This is a genomic window from Botrimarina mediterranea, assembly GCF_007753265.1.
Classification (GTDB): Bacteria; Planctomycetota; Planctomycetia; order Pirellulales; family Lacipirellulaceae; genus Botrimarina; species Botrimarina mediterranea.
The window spans coordinates 3,520,292-3,532,569 of the sequence record NZ_CP036349.1 but is presented as its reverse complement, the minus strand read 5'-3'; the positions used below and the strand labels follow the sequence as shown (position 1 = coordinate 3,532,569).

The window sequence follows — 12,278 nt, the reverse complement described above, 5'->3', positions numbered from 1 at the left end:
CGGCGTCTCCGCGTCTCTGCGCGCGACGCTACGGCAAAATAAAGTCCGCTATAAGCCGTGGTCGGTAGCCCTCGGAGGTAGTGGTTACCCGCGTCACTCCAAGGGCTACCGCCCGCGGCTCAGACGCCAAATGAGGTCGGTGATGCGTCGCCCGGCGCGCACGCGACGCGTTGCCCGCTCGCTGCGCTGTGCTGCGCGGCGAGCACTACTTGCAGCGCGCGGTAGGCGTCGTCGAGGCTCGACGATCGCAACACCAGGCTCGACACCGAGCGGTGGAACGCCATCAGCAGGCGTTCGCCCAAGGGGCGTTCGTCTTGCAGGTGCTCGGTGTGCTGGCCCGCTTCGTCGAACCAGGTGACGGTGCCCGGCAGATCGACGAAGGCGATGCCGCGTTCACAGGCGACTTGCAGGTCGGCTGGGCGGCGGAACGCGGCGGCCTCGGTCCAGCCGGTCGGCACATAGCTGCCGCAGGCGATCTGGGCGAGCACCGGCGGCGCGCCGGACGCGTCCGGCTCGAAGTCGATCGTCACCAGCGAGTAGTCCTCGGGCTGCACGCTGACGGCGCTGCGGTGCGTCGCGCATTGGACGGTGACGGGCTCGCTGTCGGCGATGTAGCGGCACCAGTCAACCATCTCGATCAGGCGCCGGCTGTGGCTTGCCGGGCATTCGGCGACGCCGCCGTTGGGCGCCGGGGCGGCGTGGCGTTCGTTGCAGAACATCATCCGCGGCGCGCCGAGCCGCGTGGCGATAAGCTCTTTAAGCCGGATCGTCGCCGGGGCGAGGCGGTACGGGAACTCGGCCATGAAGGCGATCCCCGAGCGGCGGACGCGCTCGCGGAGCCCCTCGGCCTCGTCCTGGCGGAGGTCGACCGAGGCGCCGCAGTAGATCGCCTTGCCGTAGTCGCAGGCGGCGAGGATCGGCAGCGCGCCGAACCAGCGTCCCGACAGCATCAAGATCGCCTCGATGTCGTCGGCGGCGGCCAAGGCACGGAAACCGTAGACCGGTCGGGCGCCCAGCTCGTCGGCGACCTGCGCCGCGCGGTGGGCGATCGGATCGCAGACGGCCCGGACGCTGTACCGATTCGATAGCGCCGCCAGGGCGGGCCGATGCCGCGACTGCCAGGTGGGGCCGAGCCCGATGAGGCCGACTTTGAGCTTCAAGGCGTGACTTGCTTTATGGCCAAGAGTGGGAGTGATCGACGGTTCGCTAGCGTGCCGTGGGTGGCAGTATAAGGGATCGGCGCCAAAGTCCCAAAGCCTTTCCTGTTTTAGGGTTAGGGGGTAGGCGAGGGGTAAGGGTCTGACGGGCTGAGGGCGTAGGGGGTGACGGTGAGGGCTGCTTTTGCTAGTGGGTTTACTCTCGCCTGCGCAGGTTGGGGGGATTCGGCCGGGCGATTGGCTACGATACCGGCCAGCGTGACGCCCGCCGGAACGGCGTCCCCAGCCGAGTCTCTGCCGCCCCCTGTGTCGATGCCCCGCCTGTGTCGCGCTGTTGTTGCCGCCCTGGTGATTGCCGGTTCGGTGTCTCACGCCCGGATCGCGATCGACGCCAACTTCGATCACGGGTCGCTGGAGTCTTGGAGCGGCGACCTGATCAACGTCCAGCTCGTCGGCCGGGATAATTATTACGGCAGCGGCCGCTGGCGGTGGGTGAACTTCAAGGCGTCCGGCGTGCTCAACGCCCAGCCGACGTTCTCGATCAGCTCGAACTTCGCCGGCGACGCCACGCCCGGATTGCATGAGTTGCAGGAGCACGAGTTCGTCTACTCGTACGACGGTGAGAACTGGCAGTTCTTCGAGAACAACCAGCTGGGCGGCTCCACGTACACGTTCAGCAGCAGCACGCCGTTCACGCAGAACGAGGTCTACGTCGCCTACGCGATCCCTTACTCGTACGGCCGATCCGTCTCGCACACCCAGGCGGTGCTCGAGTCCCCCTGGGCGGCGCCGTCGCCATCGGCCAACGCGGCGGGAGTCATCGGCAGCTCCGCCCCCGGTGTCGATGACCTCGGCCGCGCCGTGCCGGCGCTGGACGTCTTCGGCTACCGCGTTACCAACCCCGCCACGGATTCCCTGATCGAAGACAAGCACAAGGTCGTCATAGCCAGCGGGCTGCACGCCGGCGAGTCGCTCGGCACCTGGACCTATCAGGGGATGGTGGACTGGCTGATCTCCGACGACCCGCGCGCGTCGTGGGTCCGTGACAACGTCGAGGTTCTTGCCTACCCCGTGCTCAATCCGTCGGGCCGCTACGCGGGCATGAGCCGCACGACCGTCAACAACGAGGGCCGCGACCCCAACGGCTTGTGGGACTCGACGCGCTGGTCGAATAGCAACTACGGCTGCGGCGGCAACGACTGCAAAGAGGTCCGCGACACGGGCCTGGCGATGATCGCCGACGCGAGCGCGACGCCCGGCGGCGTGGACGTGTTCGTCGATTTCCACTCGACCGTCCCGGACTACACGATCGACCCCCTCGACGGCCGGCCCGACGACTTTGCGTTTATCACTTCGGCGGACGCCGACGCCGACTGGTGGCTGGAAGTGCTTGAGCTTCAGCCGAACGTTTTGACCGCGATCTCGGGCGGCGGCTCTTACACCACCGCCGGCTTCGCGCGACGGATGCTCGACGCGGAGGTCGAAGTCACGTTCGAGACCCAGTTCACATGGGAACGCAACACGGACTACTACCTCAACCTCGGCGCTAACTTCGGCGTCGCGCTCTACAACACGTGGGCCCCGCAGCTGGCGGGCGACTTCAATTACGACGGCGTCGTCGATGCGGCAGACTACACCGTGTGGCGCGACGCCGAAGGGGCGACGGGCCCGGGCCTCGTGGCCGACGCCAACGGCGACCAGGTGATTGATGGTTTGGACTACGCCGTCTGGCAAGGTAACTACGGCGCAACGCGCGCCGGCGCCGCGGGGGCGATCCCTGAGCCGGCGGCGGTGGTCGTCGCGTTGCTCGCCGTGGTGGGCATGTTGGGCGGTCGGGACGCTCGGTGATTCCTCCGGGAAGCGTCAGCTCCCGGAGTTGCCCCACGCTGACGGCCGCTGCCCGGCCCTCCCGTGGACACGCGTCCAGAGCCGCAGGAAGGCCCCTAGAACGGCGTGTTGGACCCCATTCCGACCCAGGTGTCGACCCCGCACAAGAGCCCCGCAGAAGGGCTCCTGGAGCCTCACAGGGGGTGCTCCGGAAAGACCTGGGAAAAACCGAGGCTTCGCGGACGCGACTCGGGGCTGTCCGAGGCCCGGTCCCTGGGCGCCCAAGCAATCAGCCCCGGAGGGGCGAAAGCGCGTAGCCAGGGGCGCGAGCCCCTGGTGGGAGACGCAAAGTTCGTGACAGCCCCGGAGGGGCGACAGCAGCTCAGCATGGCATTGCTACCGCCTTTCTGCGGCCATCAACGCATAAGCGTGCTACGCATCATCATCTGTAGATGGGAATGAGAAGTTGTATGCCGTTCCCTGCGTATCTAGTTCTCCAGCAACGTACTTAAGTTCTGGTGGGTTACCATCGAATTCATCCGAATAGATTTTCATGTCGTGATCCCGACACCAATCGGCAGCCAAGCGGCTGATGACATACTTGACGTCAGCTTCATTAAGACTATCTGTCCATGTGATCCGACCTTCAATTGGCAGGCCCTCTTGGTATCGAAATTCGTCATCATCCATAATGAATGTAAAGAAGAGCCGCCCTCGGTTGCTAAGCTCTTGTAGCAATTGGATATCGGTAGCGGAATCAATGAGCATGTCCGCTTGTCTGAGTTGTTCTTCGTGGCGTTGAGGAGCACGAGACGCCATCTGCCCCTGGATGTCGAAGCATGCGTCGATCAGCATGCTGATCTGACTCGATCGGATATCATCGGGAAAGCTCACACCCAAGTCCCGGAGCATCACTTTCTGATTCTCGGTTGCAGGAAGCTGATTCTTCGCCTCGTCAATTAGCTCGCTTAGCTCTGCTCGGCGGATGCCTGATGGGACAATGACTCCTAGGCTTTGAGCGTAGGCGATCTGTTTGTCTGTCGGCTCCTTTTGATCAACTGCAGTTGGCTTCGCGGGGTTAGGAGCTGGTACAGTGATCGCCTTCTTGCAATATGGACACTTGCCAGTTTTTCCAGCACAAGCGTCCTTGAGAAGGAGCACCTTTTGGCAGTTTTCGCATTCGACTTCAATCGCCATGGGAACTCCAGATGAGGAGGGCAGGCCTGGCTTGTTGTGTTGATTGATTCTTTGAGAATCTAATCACTTCATCAACTTCTTCACCTCAGGACTCCCCAACTCCTGCAGCACCGCCGGCAGGTCAGCGCCGATCGGGCCGAGCTTGCCGCGGCCTTCTCTTAAGCGCTCGGTGACGGCGCGGGCGACGCTCTCTTCTTCAGCGTCCCAGACCTTTGCGCGGATGTCGTCGGGGATCGGGTCGAGCGGGCGCACCACACGGAAGCCGACGCCGGTCGCCGGGAAGTCGGTGTACCACCAGGGGCTCGCCGGGAGATTCGGATCCGAAGCCTTCCAGTCGGAGTCCTCGGTCACGAGACGCGCGGTGAGCGTCACGGTGTCTGCCTCGGCGTCGTAGAAGCCCCCTTTCGCGATGCGGCCGTCGCCCTTGCGAGGCCAAGCGACCGCCTCGGCCCACGTCAGGCGCCTTCCCGACGGCGCCTCGCGGCCCTCGGCATAGACGCCGTCGAGCACCAGCTCTGCGGCGTTGCCGAGCATGTCGTAGAGGCCCCAGGCGTTGGGCTCCTTCTCGCCGACCGGGTGGGCGACGTAGTCGGCGTTGTCGGTGTACCAAGCGACCGCGTCGAGGTCCGCCGGCTCGGCGTAGTCGTCGGCGGCCGCGGCGCGGAACCACTCGGCCTCGCTCGGCAGGCGGTAGTCACGGCCCACCAGCGAGCTGAGCCATTTGGTGTACTGCCGGGCGGCGAACGGCGTCATCGTCACGGCGGGCAGCTCTGGCTCTTCGCCCGACTCGTACGTGCTCGACGGGTCGTAGAGGGCGGTCGGTGCGGTGACGGCGTCGACCTCGATCGTCGCGGCGTCCACCGCGCGCTTCATCGACAACTTCTTAGCGAGGTGCGGCGCCTTCTGGATCGCGGCGGCCGCGTCGCCATCGGCTTCGAGCGTCGCCAGCTGCTGGATCTGGGCGTAGGCCTGATTGAGGTCCATGTAGGGGCGGTACTCGGCCCAGGTGACCTCGGTCTTGCCGATCCAGTACGGCGGCAGCTCGACCTCGACCAGCGCCGGCTCTTCCCCCTCGGCGCCAACGTCTTGATGGACGAAGCCGCCGGGGACGGGGACCATCTCGAACGTGGCGTCCGTGCCGGGGATCGTCTCGGTGTAGGGGACCATCCAGCCGCGGTCGGTTTTGACGGTTTGGACGTCATCGCCGGGGGCCTCCGTGACGATGCCTACTTCGGCCCGGACCTGTCCAGCGAGAAGAACCGCAGTGGCGAGGGACAGGATCCAACGGAGTCGGTGAGCAGCTTTCGGCATGTCGTGCTTAATGGGGCTTGCTGTGGGGAGAAGTGACGTCAAGCGATGGAGTCGAACCGGGGGCTAAGGCCCCGCGGCTGATAGGCGCCAGCCATTTATAAGATCAGCCGGCACGCCTTAGCGTCCGGTTCTTCAAACAGGTTGAACCAACCGGGGGTGGGGCCGAAAAAGGGTAGACCCCGATTATGATTGCCCGCCCCGCTCGGGGAAACAGCCCGCCGCGGCGAGCAACTCGACGACCCGCTCCATCGGCAGGCCGACGACGTTCGACTCGCTGCCGGTCTCGACGTGGACGAAGCCCAAGCCGTCCTGGTAGCCGAAGCCGCCCGCCTTCCCCTCCCAGGCGCCCGAGGCGGCGTAGTCGGCGATCCAGTCGGCCGACAGGTCGTTCATCCGCAGGGTGGTGACGACGGTCTCGGCGGCCAATCGCACTGCCACTCCCGACGCGACGCGGGCCAGAGCGACGCCTGTATAAACGCGGTGCCGCCGGCTGCTGAGGGCCCGCATCATCGCGGCGGCATGGTCTTCATCGGCGGGCTTGCCGAGAATCTGGCCGTCACACTCGGCGACCGTGTCGGCGGCGAGCACCAGCAGCGGCTCGCTCTCACCGGTGAGCTGGTCGATGACATCGTTGAGCTTCACGATGGCCAGATCGACCACCAGCTCCGCCGGCCCACAGTTCGAGCACAGCCCCCCCTCCTCCACTCCGTCCCGCGCCGCAACGACCCGAAAATCGTACCCCGCCTCGGCGAGCAACTCTCGGCGACGGGGTGAACCACTGGCGAGTACGAGCTGCGGCTGCGACATTGGGGGCTCCGTTAAAAGGATTTTGCCCGCGAATGACGCGAATCGGCGCGAATCCCCTTATTTCATTCGCGCCGATTCGCGCCGATTCGCGTCATTCGCGGGCACTCGTTAAGAAACAAGAAACTCCGTGCCTTACGAACCGCTAAGAATTCTCCTCGAAGATAACCACCTCCTCGCCGTCGCCAAACCGGCGGGCCCGCCGACGCAGGGGGCGGCGGCGGGCGTTATTTCGGTGCTCGACATGGCGAAGGCTTATGTCGCCAAGAAGTACGACAAGCCCGGCAAGGTCTATCTCGGCGTCGTCAGCAGGCTCGACGCGCCGGTGACGGGGCTCCTTATCTTCGCCCGCACGTCGAAGGCGGCCGGGCGGCTCAGCGAGGCGTTCCGCGCACGCCAAGTCGATAAGGTCTACTTGGCGACCGTCAAAGGAACGCCGCCCCCCTGCCCCGGCTCGTTGGTCCATCACATGGTGAAGGATGAACGCACCCGGCGGATGGTCGCCACCCACGCCGACACGCCCGGCGCCCAACGGGCCGAACTGTCCTACGAGGTGCTGCTTTCGCAGAAGGGACACAGCCTCTTGGCCGTGCGGCTGATGACGGGCCGTAAGCACCAGATCCGCGTTCAATTGGCGAAGATCGGCTGTCCGATCCTTGGGGACAGCAAATACGGCACAACCCAACCCTATGAGCCGGGGATCGCCCTGCATTCGTGGCGGCTGGGAATCGAGCACCCGGTCCGCCGCGAACCGCTTGAGCTGGAGTGCCCCCCCCCGCCGCGGTGGGGCAACTGGGCGCCCGGAGACCTGGCGAAGGCTCTGGCGGGGCTTTGATTGCCCTCCCGGCAGTCTGACCCATACTCAGAGAGTCGCACCGTCCGCCACCAGCTAACACGCCCCCGCCGTCTGACCTTGCTCCCCCACACGCCGACCCCGACGACGAACCCGGCGCTGGGCGCGACGATCACGCCGCTGACGGCGACGATCGCGGCCAGCGGATTGGTGGAGGGACTGGCGCTGCATCGAGCGGTGAGCCATGTCGTCTCGCAGCTCCCCACCTCGGTCGAGGACCACGACCGCCGGCTGGGTGAGCGGCTCATCGAGACGGGGGTACTTAACTCCTGGCAGGTGGACCAGCTCCGCCGCGGCCGCACGAAGTTCACGCTCGGCCCCTACCAGATCGTCGATTCGCTCGCCCGCGGCGGCATGGGGCACGTCTTCAAGGCCCGGCACGAGTTGCTCGGCCGGATTGAAGCGGTGAAGGTTCTCCCGCGGACACGGAGCACGCCCGAGGCGGTCGCCAGCTTCCTGCACGAGATCCGCTCGCAGGCGTCGCTCGATCACCCGAACCTTGTCCGCGTCTCGTACGCCGACCGGGAGGGTGATGTCTACTACCTCGTCACGGAGTTCATCCCCGGCATCGACCTCCGGCGGCTGATCCGCAAGCGCGGGCCGGTCGATGAGAAGATCGCGGCTTGGATCGTGTCGCAAGCGGCGACGGCGATCGATCACGCCCATCGCCGCGGCCTTGTGCACCGCGACGTGAAGCCCGGCAACGTGCTGCTGACGCCCACCGGCGGCGTGAAGGTCACCGACCTCGGCCTCGCCTGGTCGCTCGATGGCCTCGCCGCGGCGGGGGAGGTGTACGCCGAGGGCAAGATCGCCGGCACCAGCGATTACCTGGCGCCCGAGTCGATCCGCTACCCCGATATCGTCCGGCCGGAGAGCGACCTCTACGGCCTGGGCTGCACACTCTACTACGCGGTGACGGGCAAGGTCCCCTTCCCCGGCGGCACGCACGCCGACAAGCTCCGCCGCCGGCTGCGTGAGGAGCCGAAGGAACCGCAATCGCTGAACCCGTCGCTGTCGCCGGCGATCGTGTCGATCATCCTCCGCGCAATGGCCCGGCAGCCCGAGCAACGCCCCGAGTCGGCCGCCGCGATGGCGAGCGAACTGCTCGAGCTGGTGGACTCGGGCGCGCGCGAACGGCTCGCCGTGGTCGTCACCGAGACGATCGCGCGCCGACAGGCCGACGAGTCGGCCGCGCGGTGGTCGAGCGGCGAGGCCGAGGACCTGCCGGAGACGGTGGGCCTGCCGCTGCACGAGATCGCCCCGCCTTTCGCGGTTGAGGCGGCGGTCGCCCGTGAAGCGAGCGCCACGTCCGATCGAGAGATGTCTGAAGGCGAGCTGCCCGAAGTCGAACTGCTCGAAGAAGACTCGCCCCGCCTGAAAGACCGCACGGCGCCGCAGGTGATCACCTGGGTCGCCCTCGGGTTCACGGCCGGACTCTTGCTCTTAACCGCCTTGCGTCGCTGGTTCGGTTGGTGAGCTCGTCGAGGACTCGGGGACCCGGGCCGAGGCCGCCTGCCGGGCGCGATCGATCAAGATCGACAATTCGCGCGACTCGCGGGCGTCGAGCGACGTGCTGACCACGGCGCGCGTTTGCTCAAACAACTTCTCGAGCCGCGCCTTGGCCATCGGGTGGGGCGCCTTGGCGCCGCGTTGCACCGAGTCGAGCCGCCTGGTGAAGTCCGACATGCCCGGCAGGGCGTCGAACTCCGAGAGCAGCGCCTTGGCGGCGTCGAAGCTCTCGGCCTCGGCCAAGCGGCGGATGCGCTCGCCGAGGATCTTGCGGCGGGCGACGGTGTCGATCAACTCTTCGCGGAGGCTGGTGACTTCGAGCTCGGCCCGCAGTCGCGACCGCTCGTCCACTAGCGGGACGTCAACCGCCTCCGCGATCCCCGCGGCGACGGGGATGCTCGCCACCGCGATCGAACCGCAACGCACGTGAGCCATCCAGACCTCGCCGCCCGCGGGCAAGAGCACCGTGCCGTCGTCACCGGTCAGGCCGAGCGGGCGCAGCGCCGACTCACCAGGCGGGGCGATGTTCACTTCGTAACCGGGGAGCGGCGTCGCCGGGTTGTCGTGGGCGTGGAGCCGGAGGCGTGTGCGGCGCGACGGGTCGATCGGCGCCGCCATCGCCAGCTGCTCGACGCGTCCGCCGGTCCGTGCGACGAAGGGCCGCCGGGTGTGGCTGATCACCTTCGCCGCGACCTCGCCCTCTTCGGGGGCAGGCTGGGCGATCAAGTAGGTCCAGGGGATCGGCTCGGAGCTGAGCACTTGGCCTTCGCGGTCGAGTTTCCGGCGATAGGGGAGCAGCAGCGTCCCCGGCGCCGCGACGCCGACGCCCGACTCCGGCGCCCGCTCGGCGGCGCGGTACTCGAGCGTGACGCGGCCGGCGTCGTTCGGGTCGCGCGTCAACAACGCGATCGGCCGGAACGTCGCCAAGGCGGCGGTGAAGACCCGCTCGGCCAAGTCGGCCGCGTCTGCCGCGCGGGCCGTGACTTCGTCCCTCGGGCTGGCGAGGGTCTCGTCATGCTCGCTGGCGGTGATGTGATAGCCGCTGCCGCTGGCGCTGACCGTTACGTCGAACCGCTTGTCGATCGGCGTCGCGTCGTCCTCGGCGGCATGCACCCGCCAAAAGCCGGGCAGGCGGTTGCGGACGCGCTGGACGACTTCCTCCGCCAGCCTTTCGCGCTGCAGGGGCGTCAGGCCGCTGGCCGTCGTGTCGATAGCGATCACGACCTCGTACGGCCTGGTTTGCCAGACCGCGTCGGCGCAAGCGAGCGTCGGCGCGAGGGCGAGAAGCACCACCGGCAGCATGAACGAACGAAGACGATGAGCGAGGTTCATCGGGCGCCTCCGTCGGTGATCCGCCAATCGTCGATCGTTTGGTAGAGGTCGATCGGTTCGGCGGCGACGCCGGCGAGGTTCGATTGGTAGGCCGCGTACTCGACCGTCTGCCAGAGCGGGATCAGCGGCAGGTCGGCGTAGACGACGCGGTGCAGGTCCCGCAGGGCATTAACGGCGGCTTTCACGTCGGTGGCGCCGACGACCTTATCGAGCGCGTCACGCATCGCCGGCGAGCAACCGCCCGACACGCCGCCCGGCCCGTAGAGGCGCCAAACGTCGGTGAGCGGTTCGCCCATCGTGATCTCGGCGTAGCGGAGGTCGTAACCCAAACCGCCGCTGGAGAGTTCCTCTTCGCTGGCTTCGCGGAGTTCGATCTCGAGGCCCACCGCGGCGAGCTGGTCGCGGATCGCTGCGACCGCGGCCCGGGCGACCGGCGTTGGCGGGTGGGCGATGGTCAGCGACGTCGGTACGGCGCGGATCGTGAGGCCGGCCTCGGCCGCCTCGGCGTCGGCCGCGCGGGCCGCCGCTAACAGGAGCGCCGCCAGTCGCGGTTCGTAAGGCCGGGGCTCGATGCTCTCGTTGTAGGCGTACCGCAACGGGTCGCCGAGCGATTTGCCCCGCGGCACGGCGTTTGACAGGACCTCGAAGCCGTTGCGTTGGGCCTCGCCGAGCACGATCTTGTTGAGCGTCTCTTGGCTGGCGATCCCGTACCGGATGGCGCGCCGCACTTCGCGACGCTCACGGAGCGACGAGGAAGGGTGCAACAACAAGCAGTGAAGCGTTGGCAGCCGCAGTTCGGCGAGTTCGATGGTGGGTAGCGCCTCGACCTCAGCGACCCGCCAGGGCGGCACGCCCATTAGAGCGTGGATCTGTCGCGCGCGGAGGTCTGCGAAGGCCTCGTCGATGTCGCTGTAGACATACTCTTCGACGGCGCCGAACGCGCCGGCGCCGGAGACCCGCTCGTAGCGGGCGGCGGCCTCGGAGCCCGCGGGCAAGCTGACACGCCGCCACTCGCCGGGGGCGATGTCTCGCTGGCTGGCGTTCAGGGGCGCCGCGGCCAACGCCATCGGTTGCGGGTGTGGCGACTTGAGATCGACAAGCAAGCGATTGTCACCTTCAACGGACACCGCCGCGGTGCGTTCTCGCAAGAGCGCGAGCGGCTCGCGCGCAGCGCCCGCCGGCTCGAGTAACAGCCGGGCGAGCCGGTAGGCCATTGCGCTGTCGGCGAAGCGAATCGAAAGTTGGCGGCGGGCGTCGTCGGTATCAAGCACGCCGGCCGTCGAAACGTACTCGCCGCCTGAGGGTTGGAACGACTCAAGCGTGGCGAGGCGCCCACCAATCAAGCGGCTCTGTCGCACCGCGGCCGGTGAATCGAGGTCGGGCGTCGCGTCCGGCGCCGCCGTTTCCCAGACGCCCACCCACAGCGTGCCGCCGGCGCTGCTCAGCTCCGCCAGCAGCTGGCGAGTTTTTTGCGAGGTCGGGTCGAGCGCGACGGCGCCGCTGACAATCCGCAGCGCCTCGCGGCCCTTCCCGGCGGCGGCGAGCCGCTGGGCCTTGGCGCGCTCCAACGCGGCGCCCTCGGACATCCGACCCAGCCAGCGCTCGCCGAGCGACAGCCGCATGCCCGCGAACTGTCCTTCGATCGCGTCGACCGTCCGGCGTACGCCGAGATAGTCCTCGGCCTCCCAGCGGGCCTTGAGAATGGCGTCGCCGATCGTATCGACGGCGTTCTCAAGCCCCGGCGTGCGCGAAGAGCGTTCTTTGAGGCTGCCCAGCAGCGCCAAGGCGTGGTCGTACTCCTTGGCGGCGAAGAGCGCCCGCGCCTCGTCGTAGATCGCCTTGGTGAACGCCTCGGTCAGTCCGGGATAGTCGGGGTAGTCGCGTTCGAGTTTGGCGAAATAGGGGTACGCGCTGTTGAAGTCGCTCTTCGCGGCGAACTCCTTCGCCTTGGAGAGCAGTTGCTCTTCGTAGAGCTCGACCCGCTCGACCGATGGGCCCGGGATCGCGATCTCTTCGCCCGGAGCGTCGAGCAACCGCGCGTAGAGGTCTCCCGACCTCGCGGCGCCGGGCGTGCGGTCCTTGAGGGGCAGCACCTCGAGCGGCGTCGACTTGCCCTCGTCGCGGACGATCACTAGGTCGAACGGTTGACGCTCGTAGAGCGGTGTGTCCACGGCGCAGGCGACGGGGCAGACGATGGCGGCGACCAGCAGGACGGTCGTCGCCAGCATCAGCCGGCGCAGTGAGCGGCAGATCAAGTAACGCAGGGACAACGAGTGACTGGGGGTGAA

General features: G+C 67.3%; 9 protein-coding genes. 3 read left to right on the top strand and 6 right to left on the bottom strand.

What is annotated here, in order from left to right:
* Window positions 1–119: 119 nt before the first annotated feature.
* Window positions 120–1,160, bottom strand: a complete 1,041-nt coding sequence (locus Spa11_RS13540) for a Gfo/Idh/MocA family protein (RefSeq protein WP_145113106.1) — start codon at window positions 1,158–1,160, stop codon at window positions 120–122.
* Window positions 1,161–1,469: 309 nt separating this feature from the next.
* On the opposite strand from Spa11_RS13540, the gene Spa11_RS13535 reads away from it, so the two are divergent.
* Window positions 1,470–3,005 carry a M14 family zinc carboxypeptidase gene (locus Spa11_RS13535; RefSeq protein WP_145113104.1) on the top strand — a complete coding sequence of 512 codons (1,536 nt, stop codon included), beginning with the start codon at window positions 1,470–1,472 and terminating at the stop codon, window positions 3,003–3,005.
* Between the two features lie 411 nt (window positions 3,006–3,416).
* Here Spa11_RS13535 and Spa11_RS13530 read toward each other — a convergent pair whose 3' ends face one another.
* From Spa11_RS13530 to Spa11_RS13520, 3 genes are all read right to left on the bottom strand, one after another.
* Window positions 3,417–4,181, bottom strand: coding sequence for a hypothetical protein (locus Spa11_RS13530; protein ID WP_145113102.1), 765 nt, complete (start codon window positions 4,179–4,181; stop codon window positions 3,417–3,419).
* Between the two features lie 63 nt (window positions 4,182–4,244).
* Window positions 4,245–5,492 carry a formylglycine-generating enzyme family protein gene (locus tag Spa11_RS13525; protein WP_145113100.1) on the bottom strand — a complete coding sequence of 416 codons (1,248 nt, stop codon included), beginning with the start codon at window positions 5,490–5,492 and terminating at the stop codon, window positions 4,245–4,247.
* A 183-nt stretch (window positions 5,493–5,675) separates the two neighbouring features.
* A complete protein-coding gene (locus tag Spa11_RS13520) occupies window positions 5,676–6,299 on the bottom strand; it encodes a Maf family protein (protein ID WP_145113098.1) in 624 nt (207 codons plus the stop codon).
* A 127-nt stretch (window positions 6,300–6,426) separates the two neighbouring features.
* Here Spa11_RS13520 and Spa11_RS13515 point away from each other — a divergent pair, with 127 nt between their 5' ends.
* Both Spa11_RS13515 and Spa11_RS13510 read left to right on the top strand, forming a co-directional pair.
* A complete protein-coding gene (locus tag Spa11_RS13515; RefSeq protein ID WP_145113096.1) occupies window positions 6,427–7,131 on the top strand; it encodes an RluA family pseudouridine synthase in 705 nt (234 codons plus the stop codon).
* A gap of 78 nt (window positions 7,132–7,209) precedes the next feature.
* Complete coding sequence (locus tag Spa11_RS13510; protein WP_145113094.1) at window positions 7,210–8,625, top strand: serine/threonine-protein kinase; 1,416 nt, start codon at window positions 7,210–7,212, stop codon at window positions 8,623–8,625.
* Here the strand turns inward: Spa11_RS13510 and Spa11_RS13505 are convergent.
* Together Spa11_RS13505 and Spa11_RS13500 are read right to left on the bottom strand one after the other, a co-directional pair.
* Window positions 8,593–9,990: a hypothetical protein gene (locus Spa11_RS13505; protein WP_145113092.1), complete on the bottom strand. Its 1,398-nt coding sequence runs from the start codon at window positions 9,988–9,990 to the stop codon at window positions 8,593–8,595. The two genes, Spa11_RS13510 and Spa11_RS13505, sit on opposite strands and share 33 nt — an antisense overlap.
* Window positions 9,987–12,260 carry an ABC transporter substrate-binding protein gene (locus Spa11_RS13500; protein ID WP_145113091.1) on the bottom strand — a complete coding sequence of 758 codons (2,274 nt, stop codon included), beginning with the start codon at window positions 12,258–12,260 and terminating at the stop codon, window positions 9,987–9,989. Before Spa11_RS13500 ends, Spa11_RS13505 begins: the two co-directional genes overlap by 4 nt.
* Window positions 12,261–12,278 lie beyond the last annotated feature (18 nt).